The 18,430-nt window shown below is 60.2% G+C and carries 16 protein-coding genes; all 16 read right to left on the bottom strand.

Annotation, left to right across the window (positions count from 1 at the left end; genetic code table 11):
* Positions 1-94: 94 nt before the first annotated feature.
* Positions 95-532 carry a D-aminoacyl-tRNA deacylase gene (dtd, locus tag QFX16_RS01835; protein ID WP_008149496.1) on the bottom strand — a complete coding sequence of 146 codons (438 nt, stop codon included), beginning with the start codon at positions 530-532 and terminating at the stop codon, positions 95-97.
* Positions 529-1,500 (bottom strand): prolyl aminopeptidase, encoded by a 972-nt coding sequence (gene pip, locus QFX16_RS01830; RefSeq protein ID WP_223431133.1) that lies wholly within the window; start codon positions 1,498-1,500, stop codon positions 529-531. Before pip ends, dtd begins: the two co-directional genes overlap by 4 nt.
* 113 nt (positions 1,501-1,613) lie before the next feature.
* Positions 1,614-2,534, bottom strand: a complete 921-nt coding sequence (locus QFX16_RS01825) for an alpha/beta hydrolase (RefSeq protein WP_283182598.1) — start codon at positions 2,532-2,534, stop codon at positions 1,614-1,616.
* Positions 2,534-3,481, bottom strand: a complete 948-nt coding sequence (locus QFX16_RS01820; protein WP_283182597.1) for a choline ABC transporter substrate-binding protein — start codon at positions 3,479-3,481, stop codon at positions 2,534-2,536. Before QFX16_RS01820 ends, QFX16_RS01825 begins: the two co-directional genes overlap by 1 nt.
* A 254-nt stretch (positions 3,482-3,735) precedes the next feature.
* A complete protein-coding gene (gene hutG / locus QFX16_RS01815) occupies positions 3,736-4,539 on the bottom strand; it encodes an N-formylglutamate deformylase (RefSeq protein ID WP_283182596.1) in 804 nt (267 codons plus the stop codon).
* 10 nt (positions 4,540-4,549) lie between these two features.
* The gene (gene hutI / locus QFX16_RS01810; protein ID WP_283182595.1) at positions 4,550-5,755 is read right to left on the bottom strand and encodes an imidazolonepropionase; all 1,206 of its coding nucleotides are present in this window, start codon (positions 5,753-5,755) and stop codon (positions 4,550-4,552) included.
* Positions 5,756-5,772: 17 nt separating this feature from the next.
* A complete protein-coding gene (locus tag QFX16_RS01805; RefSeq protein ID WP_283182594.1) occupies positions 5,773-7,182 on the bottom strand; it encodes an amino acid permease in 1,410 nt (469 codons plus the stop codon).
* 109 nt (positions 7,183-7,291) lie between these two features.
* Positions 7,292-8,824 carry a histidine ammonia-lyase gene (gene hutH / locus QFX16_RS01800; protein WP_283182593.1) on the bottom strand — a complete coding sequence of 511 codons (1,533 nt, stop codon included), beginning with the start codon at positions 8,822-8,824 and terminating at the stop codon, positions 7,292-7,294.
* Positions 8,825-8,953: 129 nt separating this feature from the next.
* On the bottom strand, positions 8,954-10,477 hold the full coding sequence (hutH, locus tag QFX16_RS01795; RefSeq protein ID WP_283182592.1) for a histidine ammonia-lyase: 1,524 nt from the start codon (positions 10,475-10,477) through the stop codon (positions 8,954-8,956).
* Positions 10,478-10,609: 132 nt separating this feature from the next.
* Positions 10,610-11,440 carry a quaternary amine ABC transporter ATP-binding protein gene (locus tag QFX16_RS01790; protein ID WP_283182591.1) on the bottom strand — a complete coding sequence of 277 codons (831 nt, stop codon included), beginning with the start codon at positions 11,438-11,440 and terminating at the stop codon, positions 10,610-10,612.
* Positions 11,437-12,288, bottom strand: coding sequence for an ABC transporter permease (locus QFX16_RS01785; protein ID WP_033055315.1), 852 nt, complete (start codon positions 12,286-12,288; stop codon positions 11,437-11,439). The genes QFX16_RS01790 and QFX16_RS01785 overlap by 4 nt, the downstream gene beginning before the upstream one ends.
* Positions 12,289-12,358: 70 nt before the next feature.
* Positions 12,359-13,327 (bottom strand): ABC transporter substrate-binding protein, encoded by a 969-nt coding sequence (locus QFX16_RS01780; protein ID WP_283182590.1) that lies wholly within the window; start codon positions 13,325-13,327, stop codon positions 12,359-12,361.
* A gap of 68 nt (positions 13,328-13,395) precedes the next feature.
* Complete coding sequence (locus tag QFX16_RS01775; protein WP_283182589.1) at positions 13,396-14,868, bottom strand: purine-cytosine permease family protein; 1,473 nt, start codon at positions 14,866-14,868, stop codon at positions 13,396-13,398.
* Between the two features lie 44 nt (positions 14,869-14,912).
* Positions 14,913-16,616 carry a urocanate hydratase gene (hutU, locus tag QFX16_RS01770; RefSeq protein ID WP_283182588.1) on the bottom strand — a complete coding sequence of 568 codons (1,704 nt, stop codon included), beginning with the start codon at positions 16,614-16,616 and terminating at the stop codon, positions 14,913-14,915.
* Between the two features lie 398 nt (positions 16,617-17,014).
* Positions 17,015-17,584, bottom strand: coding sequence for a HutD/Ves family protein (locus QFX16_RS01765; RefSeq protein WP_283182587.1), 570 nt, complete (start codon positions 17,582-17,584; stop codon positions 17,015-17,017).
* Positions 17,585-17,593: 9 nt separating this feature from the next.
* Positions 17,594-18,262, bottom strand: a complete 669-nt coding sequence (gene hutC, locus QFX16_RS01760) for a histidine utilization transcriptional repressor HutC (RefSeq protein ID WP_283184505.1) — start codon at positions 18,260-18,262, stop codon at positions 17,594-17,596.
* Positions 18,263-18,430 lie beyond the last annotated feature (168 nt).

Raw genomic sequence — 18,430 nt, 5'->3', positions numbered from 1 at the left:
GCCGCGTTACAACGCATCAGGGGTAACAAAGTATTTATCGCGAAAAACCCCTGTTTTCAGTCGAAAAGCCCTTAAAAACATGTTTCAAGCGCTTTCAGGTCTGTAACAGGAAGGTTACCGGGCCGTCGTTGACCAGGTGCACCTGCATATCCGCGCCGAATCTACCTGATGCCACAGTGCCATGCACCTGTTTCGCTTTGCCTAATAGATAGTCGAAAAGTTCCTCGCCAAGGGCCGGAGGGGCAGCGGTCGAAAAACTCGGGCGCAACCCGCTCTTGGTATCGGCGGCCAGGGTGAACTGTGAGACCAGCAGCAACCCACCGCCTACATCCGCCAGGGACAGATTCATCTTGCCCTCGGCGTCACTGAACACACGATAGTTAAGCAGCTTCTGCAGAAGTTTGTCGGCGCTGGCCCGAGTATCCTCGGGCTCGACCGCCACCAGCACCAGCAAACCCTGATCAACGGCGCCAACCACCTCCCCCGCTACCTCGACTCGCGCGCCACGCACGCGTTGCAGCAGGCCCTTCATGCTTCTTCAGGGGCCAGGTCGAGCAGACGATGGGCCATCTGATTGGCGGCGCGAACCAGTGCGTCAGTAATGCCAGGTTCGGAGGCGGCATGGCCGGCGTCACGGATCACCTGCAATTCACTGTTCGGCCAGTTCTGATGCAGTTCCCAGGCGTTATCCAGCGGGCAGATCACGTCGTAGCGACCGTGGACGATCACGCCAGGCAAATGAGCGATCTTGCCCATGTCGCGGATCAGCTGGTTGGGCTCGAGGAACGCATTGTTGGTGAAGTAGTGACATTCGATGCGGGCGATGGACAGCGCGCGCTGTGGCTCGGAGAAACGATCGACCACCATCGGGTTCGGGCGCAGGGTAGCGGTCCGGCCTTCCCAGGTGGACCAGGCCTTGGCCGCGTGCATCTGGGCAATCTGATCGTTGCCGACCAGGCGTTTATGGAAAGCCGAGAGCAAGTCTTCACGCTCGTCCAGCGGGATCGGCGCGATGTAGTCCTGCCAGTAATCGGGGAACAGACGACTGGCGCCACACTGGTAGAACCACTCGATTTCCTGCGGACGGCAGAGAAAAATCCCGCGCAGAATCAGACCGTGCACACGCTCCGGATGGGTTTGTGCGTAGGCAAGCGCCAGGGTCGAACCCCACGAACCGCCGAACAACACCCATTTGTCGATGCCAAGGTGCTGGCGAATTCGCTCAAGGTCGGCGACCAGATCCCAGGTGGTGTTGTTTTCCAGGCTGGCGTGGGGCGTGGAACGACCGCAACCGCGCTGGTCGAAGGTCACAATGCGATACAGGTTTGGATCGAAATACCGGCGGCTCTGGGCATCACACCCGGCGCCGGGGCCGCCGTGGATGAATACAACCGGCAAACCTTCCGGCGAACCGCTTTCGTCGACATACAGCGTGTGGGTTTCATCGACGGCCAGATCGTGCCGGGCGTGGGGTTTGATCTGCGGGTACAAAGTCTGCATTGCGCGCTCCGTAAGGGGTCGAGGTCATCCCTGGGGGGACTTCTATTATTCTGCCGTCCGGCATCATAAACCCGAATTACGCCAATGAGCATGCCTTGCAGAGTCAGAGTTTTTCAGCCCGTTTTTTCAGACAAATAGCCGAGCAGCGTTTCATAGAGTGCGTCGACCTCGGCGACCTGCCCCCGAGCCCGCAGACAGCCGTGGACCAACCCCTCGCCGTAGTAAAGCGTCGCTGTCACATCTGATGCGTTCAGTCGCTCGGCGTAGAGCACGCCGTCATCGCGCAGCGGGTCGAATTGCGCCACGGCGATCAAAGCCGGCGGCAAGCCCCTGAAATCTTCGGCGAGCAACGGCATCGCATAGGCCCCTGGCTGCCCAGTGCCGCGCAAGTACAGGGCGTGATAACAATCCAGATCGCTACTGCTGAGCAAGGGGGCATCGATGCATTCGCTGCGCGACGGCAATCGGTGATCACCGCCCAGCCCCGGATAAATCAGCACCTGCGCAGCCGGCAATGGCTCCCCCGCATCGCGCAACGCCAAACACAACGCAGCCGCAAGATTGCCACCGGCGCTGTCCCCGGCCACCAGCGTTCGTTCAGGATCGAGCCGGAATGGCCCGGTCCGTAGCGCACGCCAGACACCCAGACAGTCCTCGAACGCCGCCGGAAACGGATGCTCCGGCGCCAGCCGATAATCGACGGCGATCACCAGCACACCGAGCGTCGACGCCAGTTCGGCGCAGATGAAGTCGTGGGAATCCAGATCCCCCACCACCCACCCACCGCCGTGCAGATACACGATGCACGGGCAACCGCTGGTCGGTGGCGAAACCGGCGGCTGATAAGACCGCACCGGCACGCCGGCCAATTCGAAATCCACCACATAAAGCCCGGCGGGACGTGACGGAGTGAACGCCCGGCACATGTCGCTGTAGGCCTGACGCAAACCGGCGAGGCTGCTGTCGGTGCTGTTGTAGCTGACGGTTTTCCCGACGAAAGCCGCCATTTGCTCGGATAACGGATAGGAACTCATCAAAGTTTCAAACTGGTCTGAACGGTCGCCACGCCATCCTTGCCATCAAAACTGGTGACACCGGCGAGCCAGCGCTGCAGATCCTCGGGATGATCGCGCAACCATTGTTTGGCGACGTCCTGAGGCGTCTTGCGCTCCATGATCGGCACCATCAACTGGCTTTCCTGGGCCGCGGTGAAGGTCAGGTTTTCCAGCAGGCGATTCACATTCGGGCAGCGCTGTGCGTAGTCCGGGGCGGTCACGGTGGAGACGGTGGCGGCGCCCTCGTTCGGGCCGTAAACGTCTTCGCTGCCGGTCAGGTAGGCGATCTTCATGTTGATGTTCATCGGATGCGGGGTCCAGCCGACGAATACCACGAACTCCTTGCGATTCACCGCCCGCTGAACGGCGGCAAGCATGCCGGCCTCACCGGACTCGGTCAGCTTGAAATCCTTCAAGCCAAAGTGATTGGTCTCGATCATGGATTTGATGGTGGTGTTGGCGCCGCTGCCCGGCTCGATGCCGTAGATCTTGCCGCCGAGTTGATCCTTGAATTTGGCGATATCGGCGAAAGTTTTCAGGCCTGCTTCGGCGACGTACTCCGGTACGGCGAGCGTTGCCTGGGCGTCAGCCAGGCTCGGCTTGTCCATGACCTTCACCTGATTGGCAGCCACAAACGGGGCGATGTTTTTGTCCATCGCCGGTTTCCAGTAACCGAGGAAGATGTCGAGGCGCTTGTCGCGGATGCCGGCGAAGATGATTTGCTGCACGGCGCTGGTTTGCTTGCTTTCGTAACCGAGGCCATTGAGCAGCACATCGGCCATGCCACTGGTGGCGATCACGTCGGTCCAGTTGACCACGCCCATGCGCACGGCCTTGCAGGAAGCGTCGTCACTGGCCAGGACGCTGGTGCTCAGAAGAGCGGTGCCGCAGAGGATTGAGAGACAGCGGGTAAACAGTCTTTTCATTGGGGAGGTTCTCGTGCGGCAGCGGATTATTGTCGGGCCGGTGTCTTTGTGCACCGTGCCCAGAACATTACGCAGCGCCGAGAGGGAAAAAGCGAACTGTAGCGACCGTGTTTTGCACGGTGGCGACTGTCCCTATCAAGTATCGAGACGGACACCAACCTGTGGGAGCGAGCCTGCTCGCGAAGGCGGTGTATCAAACAACATTTATGTCGACTGATACTCCCTCTTCGCGAGCAGGCTCGCTCCCACAAGGGTTATGCGCTGTAGTGTTTCTCGCCCCAGGCCAGCAGCCCTTGCAGCAATTCCTTGAGCACCACCTGCGTCGGCGCCGCCAGGTCCGGGCGATAGCGGAACGGCTCGAACTCCTCCATGTACGTGCACTGGCCCAACTCCAGTTGTACGGCATGGATGTTCTCGGCCGGATTGCCGTAATGCCGGGTGATGTGGCCGCCCTTGAAGCGACCGTTCAGCACATGGCTGTAATCGCCGTGGCGCGCGCAGATGGCTTCCAGCTCAGAGGCCAACTGCGGATCGCAACTGGCGCCGTTGAAGGTGCCGAGGTTGAAGTCCGGCAGTTTGCCGTCGAACAGGTGCGGAATGATCGAGCGGATCGAGTGCGCATCGAACAGCAATGCGTAGCCAAACTCGGCTTTCAGTCGCGCCAGCTCGTTCTGCAAAGTGCTGTGGTACGGCGTCCAGATCTGCTCCAGGTAAGTCGCGCGTTCCGCCGCTGACGGCTCCATGCCCTCACGGAACAACGGAATGCCGTCGAACAGCGTCGCCGGGTACAGACCGGTGGTCGCGCCGGCATACAAAGGCTTGTCGTCGGACGGTCGATTCAGGTCGATGACAAAACGCGAGTACTCGGCGGCCAAGGTGCTGGCGCCCAGCTCGGCAGCAAATTCATAGAGCTGCGGGATATGCCAGTCGGTGTCGGGCAGGCTTTTCGCGTCGGGGATCAACCCGGCTTCGACCGTCGGGGTCAGGCGCAGGCCGGCGTGGGGCATGCTGATCAGCAGCGGCACGCGGCCTTGTTTGAAGTTCAGAACCTTATCCACAACTGTTCTCCTAAATGCTCACTTCAACGCCGTGACGCACGACGCGTTTTTCCAGGTCACCGCCCAGCCAGTACGACAGGTCGGCCGGACGATCGATTTGCCAGGCGACGAAATCTGCACACTTGCCGACTTCCAGCGAACCGTGAGTTTCAGCCATGCCCAGCGCGGTGGCGGCATGAATCGTTGCACCCGCCAAGGCTTCTTCCGGGGTCATGCGGAAACAGGTGCACGCCATGTTCAGCATCAAACGCAACGACAGCGCCGGCGAGGTGCCTGGGTTGAGGTCGCTGGCAATGGCGATTTTCACGCCGTGTTTGCGCAGGGCCTCCATCGGCGGCAATTGGGTTTCCCGCAGGAAGTAAAAGGCGCCGGGCAGCAACACTGCGACGGTGCCGGACTTGGCCATGGCGATGGCGTCGTCTTCGGTCATGAATTCCAGGTGATCGGCCGACAGTGCGTGGTAACGCGCCGCCAGACTCGAACCATGTAACGACGACAACTGTTCGGCGTGCAGCTTCACCGGCAAACCGAGTTCCTGCGCAGTGATGAACACCCGTTCGACCTGCGCCGGCGAAAACGCCAGGTACTCGCAGAACGCATCTACCGCATCCACCAGCCCTTCGGCGGCCAGGGCCGGGAGCATCTCGGCGCAGATGTGATCGATGTAGTCATCGGCACGATCCGCGTACTCCGGCGGCAAGGCGTGAGCGGCCAGGCAGGTGCTGCGCACGCTGACCGGGAGCTCGGCGCCGAGACGGCGGATGACTCGCAGGATCTTGCGTTCGCTGGCCAGGTCCAGGCCGTAGCCGGATTTCATTTCGACCGTGGTCACGCCGTCGCGCATCAGGCTCTTCAGACGCTTGGCGGCGCTGACGAACAGCTCGTCTTCAGTGGCCGCGCGAGTGGCGCGCACGGTGCTGGCGATGCCGCCACCGGCCGCTGCGATTTCTGCATAGCTGACGCCTTGCAGACGCTGCTCGAATTCACCGCTGCGGTTACCGCCGAACACCGTGTGGGTGTGGCAGTCGATCAGGCCCGGCGTCACCCAGGCCCCTTTAAGATCATTGACTGCCGGGTACTCGCCCGACGGCAGTTCAGCGCGTGGGCCTATCCACTCAATGTGCGCTCCTGACGTCACGATGGCCGCATCCTCGATGATCGAGTAGGCGCCTTGCGCCATGGTTGCGACGTGGCAGTGTTGCCAGAGAGTTTTCATCCGTAGCCTCCGTTAGGTTATCGATGAGTAAAAGAAGGTTCCCGCTCCACCGGTACTGCCTTGCCTGCCGCCGGTTTCACCCACGTCAGGTAGGCCAGCACCAGCAATACAATCCAGACCACGCCGACGATCAGAGCCGCCTGGGTGTCCGGGAAATAGCCCAGCACGCCAAAGATGAACAGCATGAAGGCAATCGCCGCCATTGGCGCATAGGGCCAGAACGGCACCGGGAATTTCAGTTGGGCGACCTGCTCGGCACTCATGGAGCGACGCATGGCCACTTGGGTGAACAGAATCATCAACCAGACCCACACCGTCGCAAAGGTTGCGATGGAGGCGATCAACAGAAATACGTTTTCCGGAATCAGGTAGTTCAGCAGCACACCCAGCAGCAGCGCGGCACTCATTACCACCACGGTCATCCATGGCACGCCATTGCGCGACAAGCGGGCGAAGCCCTTGGGCGCATGCCCTTGCTGGGCCAGACCGTACATCATGCGGCCAGCGCCGAAGATGTCACTGTTGATCGCCGACACCGCTGCCGAGATCACCACGATATTGAGAATGGTCGCCGCCGAGCTGATCCCCAGGTTGTCGAAGATCTGCACGAATGGACTGCCTTGGCTGCCGATCTGCTGCCATGGAAAGATCGACATCAGTACGAACATCGTCAGCACGTAGAACAGCAGGATACGCAACGGTACGGCATTGATCGCCCGGGGCAGCACGTGCTGCGGGTCTTTGGCTTCACCGGCCGTCACGCCGATGATTTCAATGCCGCCAAACGCAAACATCACCACCGCAAACGAAGCGATCAGGCCGCCCACGCCATTGGGCATGAAGCCGCCATGGCTCCAGAGATTGCTGATGTCGGTCGCCTGAGCACCGGGCGCGGTGCTGATGCCGAACAGCATGATACCGAAGCCACCGAGGATCATCGCGACGATGGCCGCGACCTTGAGCAGCGACAGCCAGAACTCCATTTCGCCGAAGACTTTGACGTTGCACAGGTTCAAGCCGCCGACCACCGAAACGATGCCCAGTACCCAGATCCAGCGGTCGACTTCCGGAAACCAGAAGCCCATGTAAATACCGAACGCGGTGACGTCGGCCATGCCGACGATGACCATTTCAAACGCGTAGGTCCAACCGAGGATGAAGCCCGCCATCGGACCCAGGTAGGTGCTGGCGTAGTGGCCGAAAGAACCGGCCACCGGGTTGTGCACCGCCATCTCTCCGAGGGCGCGCATGACCATGAACACCGCTGCGCCACCGATCAGGTAAGCGAGCAGGACCGCAGGACCGGCCATTTGAATGGCCGAGGCAGAACCGTAAAACAGCCCGGTGCCGATTGCCGACCCCAGCGCCATGAAGCGAATATGTCGGGCAGAGAGCCCGCGTTTCAAACCCTTTTCTGACTGTTGCATTGCTCGTCCTTAATTATTCTTATTCGACGTTGAATCGAATCGCGAGCAGGCTCGCTCCCACAGGGGTATGCATTCCAATGTGGGAGCGAGCCTGCTCGCGAAAAGGCCATTACAGGCTAGGCAACAACTTCGCCGTAACCAGCTCGTTCAGGCAACGCGTGGCCAACAACTCGCTCGCCGCATTGATGTCTGGCGCGAAGAAACGGTCCTTCTCATAGAACGGCACTTCAGCACGCAGAATCGCGCGAGCTTTTTCCAGTTTTGGCGAGGTTTTCAGACCGTCGCGCAGATCCAGACCTTGGACCGCAGCCAACCATTCCACCGCGAGAACGCCGCGCGTGTTTTCGGCCATTTCCCACAGACGCTTGCCGGCAGCCGGGGCCATGGAAACGTGGTCTTCCTGGTTCGCGGAAGTCGGCAGGCTGTCCACCGAGTGCGGATGGGACAACGCCTTGTTCTCGCTGGCCAGTGCCGCAGCGGTCACCTGGGCAATCATGAAGCCGGAGTTCACGCCGCCATTGGCCACCAGGAACGGCGGCAGTTGCGACATGTGCTTGTCCATCATCAGCGAGATACGACGTTCGCTCAGGGAACCGATTTCAGCGATGGCCAACGCCATGTTGTCGGCTGCCATGGCGACCGGTTCGGCGTGGAAGTTACCGCCGGAGATCACGTCGCCTTCAGCGGCGAATACCAGCGGGTTGTCCGAAACGGCGTTGGCTTCGATGGCGAGCACTTCGGCGGCCTGGCGGAACTGGGTCAGGCAGGCGCCCATGACTTGCGGCTGGCAGCGCAGGGAGTACGGGTCCTGAACCTTTTCGCAGTTCTGGTGCGAGTCGGACACTTCGCTGCGCTCGCCCAGCAGATCGCGGTAAGCGGCAGCGGCGTCGATCTGGCCTTTCTGGCCACGAGCGGCGTGGATGCGAGCATCAAACGGCGAGCGCGAGCCCAGCACGGCTTCAACGGTCAGGGCGCCCAGCGCCACAGCGCCAGCGAACAGATCCTCACCTTCGAACAGACCACGCAACGCGTAAGCGGTGGACACCTGAGTGCCGTTGAGCAGCGCCAGACCTTCTTTCGCGGCCAGGGTCAGCGGGGTCAGACCGGCGACTTTCAGCGCTTCGGTTGCTTCCATCCACTCGCCTTTGTAGCGGGCCTTGCCCTCACCCAGCAGCACCAGCGACATGTGGGCCAAAGGCGCCAGGTCGCCGGACGCACCGACCGAACCTTTCAATGGAATGTGCGGGTAAACCTCGGCGTTGATCAGGGCGATCAGCGCGTCGATGACCTTACGACGAATGCCGGAGAAACCACGGCTCAGGCTGTTGACCTTGAGCACCATGACCAAGCGAACCAGTGCGTCGCTGATCGGCTCGCCAACACCGGCGGCGTGGGACAGCACCAGCGAGCGCTGCAGGTTTTCCAGGTCTTCGCTGGCGATACGGGTCGACGCCAGCAGGCCGAAACCAGTGTTGATGCCATAAGCGGTGCGGTTCTCGGCGAGGATCTGTTCCACGCAGGCAACGCTGGCTTCAATCTGGGCCGAGGCACTGTTGTCGAGGGTGATTTTGACCGGTTGCTGATAAACATCACGCAGTTGGGCAAGGCTCAGTTGGCCGGGAATCAGGTTTAACGCAGTCATTTTGTGCTCCTTTTGAGAGTTTTATTCTTCATAAATGAAGAGGACTCACCAGACGCTCCGGAGATTTCCGTTGTCCGTCGCGTCTCGCCTTCTGGGGAGCCGCGCCTTGGCACGCTGGTGTGGTGGAAATCAGTTCAGGTTCGGTAACACTTTGTGCAGCAAAATCGGGTCTTTCAAAACGGCGGCGGCACTGGCGATGTCCGGAGCCAGCCAGCGGTCCTGGTCGTAGGCCGGAACTCGCTCGCGCAGCAGACGCCAGGCGGCATCGGTGCCGGCGCCGAAGCGTTGCTCTTTCAAGAATTCAAACGCCTGAGACGCCAGCAGGTACTCGATGGCGAGAATCTGTGTGCAGTTTTCCAGGGCACGATGCAGCTTCAACGCGGCGTTGGTGCCCAGGCTCAGGTGGTCTTCCTGCAGGCCCGAGGTGACGTAGTTGTCGAGTACTGCCGGTTGCGCCAACTGACGGTTTTCCGCACACAGCGAAGCGGCGACGTACTGGACGATCATCATCCCGGAGTTCACACCCGGATTGGCCACCAGGAATGCCGGCAAACCACTGACGTGCGGGTTGATCAAACGATCCAGGCGACGTTCGGCGATGGAGCCGATTTCAGCCATGGCGATGGCCAGCAAATCCGCCGCCAAGGCCACGGATTGACCGTGCGGGTTGGCTTGGGACACCACCCGGAAGTCGTCCGGCGTGCCTAGCAGCATCGGGTTGTCGGTAACCGAGTTGAGTTCGGTTTCGATCTGCTTTTTCGCGTGCTCAAGCTGATCGCGAGCGGCGCCGTGAACTTGCGGAATCGAGCGGATGCTCAGCGCATCCTGAGTACGAATGCCTTTGCTGCTGGCGATCACTTCACTGCCATCGAGCAACGCCCGCAGGTTGATGCCGACTTGCTGCATGCCTGGATGCGGTTTGAGCGCGATGATCTCGGCATCGAACGCGGCAATCTGACCGCGCTGAGCTTCGAAGCTCATGGCACCGATCACGTCGGCCCATTGCACCAGACGCGTCGCGTCGGCGAGTGCCAGGCAGCTGAGGCCGGACATGCACGGCGTGCCGTTGACCAGACACAGGCCATCTTTGGCGCCCAGTTGAACCGGTTGCAGACCTTCTTCGGCCAGGGCTTGCTGCGCGGAAACGATCTGCCCGCGATAGCTGACATTGCCGACACCCAGCAGCGCAATGCTGATGTGGGCCATATGGGTCAGGTAACCGACCGAACCCTGGGACGGCACTTGCGGGGTAATGCCGCGATTGAGCAGCGCCAACAGGGCTTCGACCACTCGGCGATGAATGCCGGATTTGCCATGGCTGTAGTTGCGAATAGCGGCGCAGATGATTGCGCGAGTCTGTTCGTCGGCCAGTGGCGCGCCAACGCCACAGGCGTGACTGAGCAAGGTGTTGCGCGACAGTTGGCTGAGTTGCTCGTCTTTGAGCGAGACATTGCACAGCGCGCCGAGGCCGGTGTTGACGCCATAGGCGCGCTCGCCGCTGACGACGATGCGCTGGACGATCGCCTGAGCATTTTCGATCCGCGCCCAGACCTGTGGTGACAGCTCAAGCTGTGCGCCATGACGGGCGACGGCGACCACATCCTGCCAACGCAGGTGGTCGCCTGCGATAACGATTTTTTCATCCTGGGACATCTTCAACCTCATCCAAATATTGATGCAGCTTCACCGCCGCCTTCGCGAGCAGGCTCGCTCCCACATTGGAATGCATTTCCCTGTGGGAGCGAGCCTGCTCGCGAAGGGGCCGGAACAGACACCGCAAGGCTCTTAAACCACCGCAGCCCGCCGCTGTACGAACCGATCGACATACTCATCCGCCGGCGAATGCAGGATCTCCCTCGGCGTACCCACCTGAATCAGACGGCCATCCTTGAGAATCGCAATCCGGTTACCAATCCGCACCGCCTCATCAAGGTCGTGGGTGATGAAGACGATGGTCTTGTGCAGGGTCTTTTGCAGGTCCAGCAACTGGTCCTGCATCTCGGCGCGAATCAGCGGATCGAGGGCGCTGAACGCCTCGTCCATCAGGATGATGTCGGTGTCTGCCGCCAAGGCGCGAGCCAGGCCCACACGCTGACGCATGCCACCCGAGAGCTGGTGCGGGTATTTGTTTTCGTAGCCCTTGAGGCCCACGGTGTTGATCCAGTGCAGCGCGCGTTCGGAGCACATTTGCTTGGTCCCGCCACGCACTTTCAGGCCGTAGGCGACGTTATCCACCACGGTCTTGTGCGGCAGCAGGCCGAAGCTCTGGAACACCATGCTGATCTTGTGCCGGCGAAATTCGCGCAGGGCTTCCATGTCGTATTGCAGGATGTCCACGCCATCCACCAGGATCGCGCCGCTGGTCGGGTCAATCAGGCGATTGAAGTGGCGCACCAGAGTGGACTTGCCGGAGCCCGACAGGCCCATGATCACGAAGATCTCGCCGGTGCCGATGCTCAGGGACAAGTCGTTCACGCCGACCACGCAGCCGGTCTCGGCCAGCACCTGATCCTTGGTTTTGCCCTGACCAATCATGGCCAGCGCATCCTTGGAACGGTTGCCGAAAATCTTGAAGACGTTTTTGACTTCGATTTTGCTCACGGTTGCGTCGTTCATTTGCTCACCTCATGCCGTGCCCGACCATACGCCTGAGTAATGCGGTCGATAACCACTGCCAGAATCACGATCGCCAGACCCGCCTCAAGGCCACGTCCAACGTTGAGGGTCTGAATCCCCACCAACACGTCTTCGCCCAAACCACGGGCACCGATCATCGAGGCAATCACCACCATCGACAGGGCCATCATGGTGGTCTGGTTAATCCCGGCCATGATGCTCGGCAGGGCCAGTGGAAGTTGCACGCCAAACAGTTGCTGCCAGCGGTTGGCACCGAAGGCGTTGATCGCTTCCATCACTTCGCCGTCGACCTGGCGAATACCCAGATCTGTCAGGCGGATCAGCGGTGGTGCGGCGTAGATCACGGTGGCGAAAATCGCCGGGACCTTGCCCAGGCCGAACAGCATCAGCACCGGGATCAGGTACACGAAACTCGGCATGGTCTGCATGATGTCCAGCAACGGCATCAAGATCGAACGCAGGCGATTGCTGCGCGCCGAGAGAATGCCCAGTGGAATGCCGATCATCACCGAAATGATGGTTGCCACCATCATCAGCGCCAGGGTCTGCATCAGCTTGTCCCAGAGGCCGACCGCACCCACCAGGAACAACAAGCCTACGATCACGGCGGTGGTCACGACTTTGCGGGTCGCGTGCCAGGCAACGCCCGCCACGATGGCCAGCATCAGCCACCAGGGCGCCGCACGCAGCAGCCCTTCAAGATTGACGATGGCCCACAACAGGGTGTCGGAGATGCTGCGGAACACATCGCCGTAGTTGGTGACCAGTGAATCGACCCAACTGTTGACCCAGTCGGCGATGGAAAAGGTAAAGCTTTCGGGAAACATAAGAGACTCTCAATCAAGGGGTTGCGATCAAGCGTCCGACTGCCGCTCAGGGCAGTCGGAGAGGCTCGACCTACAAGGCCGCGTCGATCTTTTTGGCTGCGTCTTCGCTCACCCATGCGTGCCAGACTTCAGGATGTTCCTTGAGGAAGATTTTCGCCAGTTTTGGTGACTCGATCCGCTCTTTGGCCATGCGCCCGAGGTTCTGGTTGAGCAGGTCGATTGGCAGGTTGACCTTCTCCAGCACAGCCACCAGTTCCGGGGCTTGCTCGTGGAAGGTCTTGGACAGGCCGACCTTGATGGTCACGCGCTTGTCCACGCCTGGTTTCTCTTCGAGTTTCACCAGATCAACCTGACCCATCAGCGGGGTTGGCGACCAGTAGTAGAACAGGATCGGCTCGCCACGTTTGTAGCTCGACAGCACGGCGGCATCCAGTGCCGGACCGGTGCCCGGACGGAAGTTGGTGTAGGTGCTTTCCAGGCCGTAGCTTTTCAGCATTTCGCTGTTATCCAGCTCACAGGTCCAGCCCGCCGGGCAGTTATAGAAACGGCCCTTGGATGGCTCTTCCTGATCCTTGAACACGGCGGCGTACTTGGCCAGGTCGGCGATGTTTTTCAGGTCCGGCGCCTTGGGTTCCAGCTTGCGCTTGGCGTCGCCTTCGATCACGTAGCGCGGCACGTACCAGCCTTCGATAGCACCCACCACCGGAGCGCCGACACCGACGACTTTGCCGGCCTTCTCGGCCTTGTTCCAGACTTCGCTGCGGCCGACCCACTCTTCGGCGAACACTTGGATGTCGTTGCTGCTCAGGGCGTTTTCCATGGTGATGGAGTTGCCCGGCAAGCTGTCGGTCTTGCAGTCGTAGCCCTTCTCCAACACGATTTGCATCACGTCGGTCAGCAGCATGCCGCTCTCCCAGTTCAGGCCGGCGAATTTCACCGGTTTGCCCGACTCGCACCAACCGGCTGCCTGAGTGGCGCCGGCGCTGGCCAGTAGGCCCATGGAAAGCAATGTGGTCAGCAGGGTCTTGTTCGATTTCATTGTGTGACGCTCCTAATCATGAATTGGCTTACGGCAGTCAAGAGGCATCCAGCCCTGTCCACGTCCAATCAGGCCTGCGCCGCAGCGCGACTGGCCCCGCTTGTTATAGGTGCTGCATCGCTGTCCTGCTCGACTGGCAGAATCAGGTGATCGGGTACTGCGCTGTGCCATTTTTTCGCGCACACGTAATACAGGACTGCAGGAAGCACCAGACCGATGATCCAGGAAATATCCACACCACCCAGAGCGTCCACCAGCGGACCGGTATAGAACTTGGTGGAGATGAACGGCAGTTGCACCAGTACACCGAAGACATAGACGCTGATACCGAGGGGGTTCCAACGGCCGTAGCGACCGTTCGGATCGGCCAACGCCGGCACGTCATAGCGTTCGCGGGTGATGCAGTAGTAGTCCACCAGGTTGATCGCGCTCCATGGCGTAAAGAACGCCAGCAAGAACAGGATGAAGGACTTGAACGCACCGAGGAACGAGTGCTGACCGAGCAATGCGATGAGGGTCGCAGTGCCGACGATGACCAGCACGAAGACCAGACGCTGCAAGCGCGTTACCCGCAGGTCACCTCGAAAACCGCTGATGACGGTCGCAATGCACATGAAGCTGCCGTAAGAGTTCAGCGTGGAGATGGTGACCTTGCCGAACGCGATGCTGAAGTACAGCAGCGCAGCGGTGGCACCGCTGCCGCTCAAACCAACGATGTAGGCCACTTCGTGGCCGGCGAATTGCCCGTTGGCCATGGCGGCGGCAAACACGCCGAGGATCATCGCCACCTGTGCGCCAATGACCGAACCTGCGCCAGCGGCGAAAAAGGTTTTCACCGAGGAAGTCTTGCTCGGCAGGTAGCGTGAATAGTCAGCCACGTACGGGCCGAAAGCGATCTGCCAGGATGCCGCGAGCGACACCGCGAGCAGGAAGCTGCTCCAGCTGAAGTGGCGGATCTGCAGGAGTGCGCCAACGTCCGTCTGGCTCATCAGACGACTGAACAGGTAAACGAATGCAATCACACCAATAACGCTGGCGACACGGCCAATGAAATGGATCACCCGATAGCCAAGCACCGTGACCAGCACAATGACACTGGCGAAAATCAGGATGCCGACGCTGTCGCTGACCCCAAACAACTGACCCAGCGCCTGGCCGGAAAGCACGGTGCCCGTCGCAGTGAAACCGAGGTACATCAGACAGACCAGCACGATCGGGATGGCCGCGCCATACACGCCGAACTGTACCCGGCTTGAGATCATCTGAGGCAGGCCAAGCTTGGGCCCTTGCGCCGCATGCAGCGCCATTACGCCGCCACCGAGCAGTTGACCGATCAACAGACCGATCAACGACCAGAACACGTCACCGCCCAGCACCACGGCCAGGGCCCCGGTGACAATCGCGGTGATTTGCAGGTTGGCACCCATCCACAGGGTGAACTGGCTCAACAGACGACCGTGTCTCTCCGCTTCCGGGATGTAGTCGATCGAACGTGTCTCGATCAACGGTTTACTGCCTGCACGATCGCTGTTAACAGCCATGATTCAACCTCTGTGGATTGTTTTGTGGGGTTAGCTTTGCGTTGTTATTTACCGGTAATCATCGGCAGGTTCAGCCCCTGCTCCTTGGCGCAGTCGATCGCGATCTGGTAACCCGCATCGGCGTGACGCATGACACCGGTCGCCGGGTCGTTGTGCAGGACGCGAGCGATACGCTCGGCCGCTTCGTCAGTACCGTCGCAGACAATCACCATGCCCGAGTGCTGGGAGAAGCCCATGCCGACGCCGCCGCCGTGGTGCAGCGAAACCCAGGTCGCGCCGCTCGCGGTGTTGAGCAGAGCGTTGAGCAGTGGCCAATCGGACACGGCATCGGAACCGTCCCGCATCGATTCGGTTTCGCGGTTCGGACTGGCTACCGAACCGGAGTCCAGGTGGTCGCGACCGATCACGATTGGCGCGGACAATTCACCGCTGCGAACCATTTCGTTGAACGCCAGACCAAGTTTGGCGCGCAGGCCCAGGCCAACCCAGCAGATACGTGCCGGCAGACCCTGGAAGCTGATGCGCTCGCGCGCCATGTCCAGCCAGTTGTGCAGGTGGGCGTCGTCCGGGATCAGTTCTTTTACTTTGGCGTCGGTTTTGTAGATGTCTTGCGGATCGCCCGACAGTGCAGCCCAACGGAACGGGCCGATACCGCGGCAGAACAGCGGACGGATGTAAGCGGGTACGAAGCCTGGGAAGTCGAATGCGTTCTCGACGCCTTCTTCTTGGGCCATCTGACGGATGTTGTTGCCGTAGTCGAAGGTTGGAATGCCCATCTTCTGGAATTCGAGCATCGCTTTAACGTGCACGGCCATCGATTGCTTGGCGGCTTTGACGACAGCGGCTGGCTCGGTCTTGGCGCGAGCGCGGTACTCTTCCCAGGTCCAGCCGGCTGGCAGGTAACCGTTCAGCGGGTCGTGGGCGCTGGTCTGGTCGGTGACCATGTCCGGGCGCACGCCGCGCTTGACCAGTTCCGGAAGGATTTCAGCTGCGTTGCCGAGCAGGGCGATGGAAATCGCTTTGCCTTCCTTAGTGTATTTGGCGATGCGGGCCAGCGCGTCGTCGAGGTCGGTGGCTTGCTCATCGACGTAACGGCTGTTCAGGCGGAAATCGATGCTGACCTGCTGGCATTCGATGTTCAGCGAGCAAGCGCCGGCCAGGGTCGCGGCCAGAGGTTGAGCGCCGCCCATGCCGCCGAGGCCTGCGGTCAGGACCCAACGACCTTTCAGGTCATCGTTGTAGTGTTGGCGACCGGCTTCGACGAAGGTTTCGTAGGTACCCTGAACGATGCCCTGGCTGCCGATGTAGATCCAGCTGCCGGCGGTCATCTGGCCGTACATGGCCAGGCCTTTGGCGTCGAGTTCATTGAAGTGTTCCCAGCTCGCCCAGTGTGGCACCAGGTTGGAGTTGGCGATCAGTACGCGCGGGGCGTTGCTGTGGGTCTTGAACACGCCGACCGGCTTGCCGGATTGCACCAGCAGGGTCTCGTCGTCATTCAGGTTGGTCAGGCTTTCGACGATCTTGTCGTAGCATTCCCAGTTACGTGCCGCACGACCGATACCACCGTAAACCACCAGTTCTTTAGGGTTCTCGGCGACTTCCGGGTCGAGGTTGTTCATTAACATGCGCAGCGGCGCTTCGGTCAGCCAGCTCTTGGCGGTCAGCTTGTTACCGCGGGCAGCGCGGATTTCGACGTTACGGTGCTTTGTAAAAGAAGCGGTCGTAGGTTTCTGGGTATTGTCAGTCACGAAAAAGACTCCTCAGCGATCAATCCAAACCAACCCTGGCGGTGGGTAAGCCAGCCTGTGCGCGTCAAAGCGACACAAGCGAATCAGTGGACGTTGCGAGGAGTCTCGATCGACTCTTACGCATACGTCTTTACTTGTACATACAAGCATATGCAATCAAGCGGCCAACTTGCTGGATGAGTGTTCAAGAAAAGTTCTGAAAGGGCTGGAAAGCGCCTGGATCGAGGGTTCTGGCAAAGATGAAATTTTTCGGGGGGATTTTGCGAGGGAGATTACAGCTGTTACTTGAGCGAGGTTTTGCGCCACGCTGGGGCGTTCGGTAACAAGTTGGTGCGCAGTTTCGAATCAGATGATCGTTCCCACGCGGGAGCGTGGGAACGATCAGTGGAGGTGTTGAATCAGCGTGCAGTCAGTTCAATCACGCAGCAGGCGCCATTGCTGGAGACTTCCAGCAGGCCGGCGTTACCGTCGAGTTGCAGGCAATCATGGCGACCGAGTTGTGAGGCGCTGTTACCGACCTTCACTTCAAGCTCGTCGGTGACACTGAACACGAGCACGGTGCCTGCCGAGCTGAAAAACCGCTGCTCGCCGTCCAGCCACTGCAATCGCGCGCTATAACGCTGCGGCGCATAAATCAGGTTGAAGTCGCGAATCGGCTCACCGAGCAATGTGCAGAAAACCTGGCTCTCGCCGCTGAAAGCAAATGGGTCCAGCGGTAACAGTGGCTTTGTGTCCTGGCCATCAACCCGCAAGGTCATGCCCTCGCCTTGCAGCACAGTGATCACTCGCTCGTAGCCGGCGAACGTCGAGAAGCCGCCCGACTCGCCGATATCGGCAATCGACAGACGCCAGCCGAACCCCTCAAGGCCGGCACCTCCATCACGGGTGATTTCTTCGGTACTGCCGCCGCCGTTTTTCCACGGCATGCGCGGGTAATCAACTGCGCGTAGAACCTTGAACTGACTCATTTATGCTCTCTATTTATGGAATCGTCCTTCCAGACGATGACGGGAACCGGGGTGGATCAAACGGGCGGCGGTCACTGGCTGACGGCCGGACCAGGTACGACGACGAATCAGCAGGCACGGCTCGCCCTTTTCAATCTGCAGCAACTTGCATTCGCTGGCCTCGGCCAGAATCGCCTCGACCACATGCTCGCCTTCAGTCAGCGGCGCGACCTGGTTCAGATAGGCGTATGGCGTTTGCAGGGTGAAGTCCTGCTTGAGGTAATCCGGCGCCACCAGCGCGTTGACGAAACGGTCTTCGATTTGTACCGGGATATCGTTTTCGAAATGCACGATCAGCGAATGAAAGACTTTCTGGCCTTCACGCATGTCCAGCGCCAAGGCGCGCTCGGAACCGGCGGCCTCTTCTTCAAGGGTGATGACCTTGCAGGTATGATGATGGCCACGGGAGGCGATTTCGTCGGCGATGTTGTGCACTTCAAACAGCGCGGATTGGCTTTTCGGTTCGGCGACAAAAGTCCCGACACCCTGCATGCGCACCAACAGACCGTCAGCGGTCATTTCGCGCAGGGCGCGGTTGATGGTCATGCGGCTGAAACCCAGCTGGTTGACCAGCTCGCTTTCCGACGGAACGCGGTAGTGCGGCGGCCAGTTTCCACTGTCGATTTGCTGGGTGATCATCTGTTTGACGCGGGCGTACAAGGGCGCCGGACTGTCGCCCAGATTGGCGCTCAGATTGGCATTCGGCGGCAATGTGGCAGGCGGAGTCGGCACGGTTAATCCTTGGTCATTTGGTGAGGGTTGCTAGCTTGCCGGAGTTTACCGAGCAGGCAAACGTCTGTATATGTA

The organism is Pseudomonas svalbardensis (assembly GCF_030053115.1).
Taxonomy (GTDB): Bacteria; Pseudomonadota; Gammaproteobacteria; order Pseudomonadales; family Pseudomonadaceae; genus Aquipseudomonas; species Aquipseudomonas svalbardensis.
The sequence above is the reverse complement of the archived record's forward strand: the minus strand, read 5'-3'. Positions and strand labels throughout refer to the sequence as shown.

What these genes read in the sequence shown, in the direction of transcription:
- dtd (WP_008149496.1), bottom strand. Translation starts at nt 532, where the DNA reads ATGAAGGGCCTGCTGCAACGCGTGCGTGGCGCGCGAGTCGAGGTAGCG.
- pip (WP_223431133.1), bottom strand. Translation starts at nt 1,500, where the DNA reads ATGCAGACTTTGTACCCGCAGATCAAACCCCACGCCCGGCACGATCTG.
- QFX16_RS01825 (WP_283182598.1), bottom strand. Translation starts at nt 2,534, where the DNA reads ATGAGTTCCTATCCGTTATCCGAGCAAATGGCGGCTTTCGTCGGGAAA.
- QFX16_RS01820 (WP_283182597.1), bottom strand. Translation starts at nt 3,481, where the DNA reads ATGAAAAGACTGTTTACCCGCTGTCTCTCAATCCTCTGCGGCACCGCT.
- hutI (WP_283182595.1), bottom strand. Translation starts at nt 5,755, where the DNA reads ATGAAAACTCTCTGGCAACACTGCCACGTCGCAACCATGGCGCAAGGC.
- QFX16_RS01805 (WP_283182594.1), bottom strand. Translation starts at nt 7,182, where the DNA reads ATGCAACAGTCAGAAAAGGGTTTGAAACGCGGGCTCTCTGCCCGACAT.
- hutH (WP_283182593.1), bottom strand. Translation starts at nt 8,824, where the DNA reads ATGACTGCGTTAAACCTGATTCCCGGCCAACTGAGCCTTGCCCAACTG.
- hutH (WP_283182592.1), bottom strand. Translation starts at nt 10,477, where the DNA reads ATGTCCCAGGATGAAAAAATCGTTATCGCAGGCGACCACCTGCGTTGG.
- QFX16_RS01790 (WP_283182591.1), bottom strand. Translation starts at nt 11,440, where the DNA reads ATGAACGACGCAACCGTGAGCAAAATCGAAGTCAAAAACGTCTTCAAG.
- QFX16_RS01785 (WP_033055315.1), bottom strand. Translation starts at nt 12,288, where the DNA reads ATGTTTCCCGAAAGCTTTACCTTTTCCATCGCCGACTGGGTCAACAGT.
- QFX16_RS01780 (WP_283182590.1), bottom strand. Translation starts at nt 13,327, where the DNA reads ATGAAATCGAACAAGACCCTGCTGACCACATTGCTTTCCATGGGCCTA.
- QFX16_RS01775 (WP_283182589.1), bottom strand. Translation starts at nt 14,868, where the DNA reads ATGGCTGTTAACAGCGATCGTGCAGGCAGTAAACCGTTGATCGAGACA.
- QFX16_RS01765 (WP_283182587.1), bottom strand. Translation starts at nt 17,584, where the DNA reads ATGAGTCAGTTCAAGGTTCTACGCGCAGTTGATTACCCGCGCATGCCG.
- hutC (WP_283184505.1), bottom strand. Translation starts at nt 18,262, where the DNA reads ATGATCACCCAGCAAATCGACAGTGGAAACTGGCCGCCGCACTACCGC.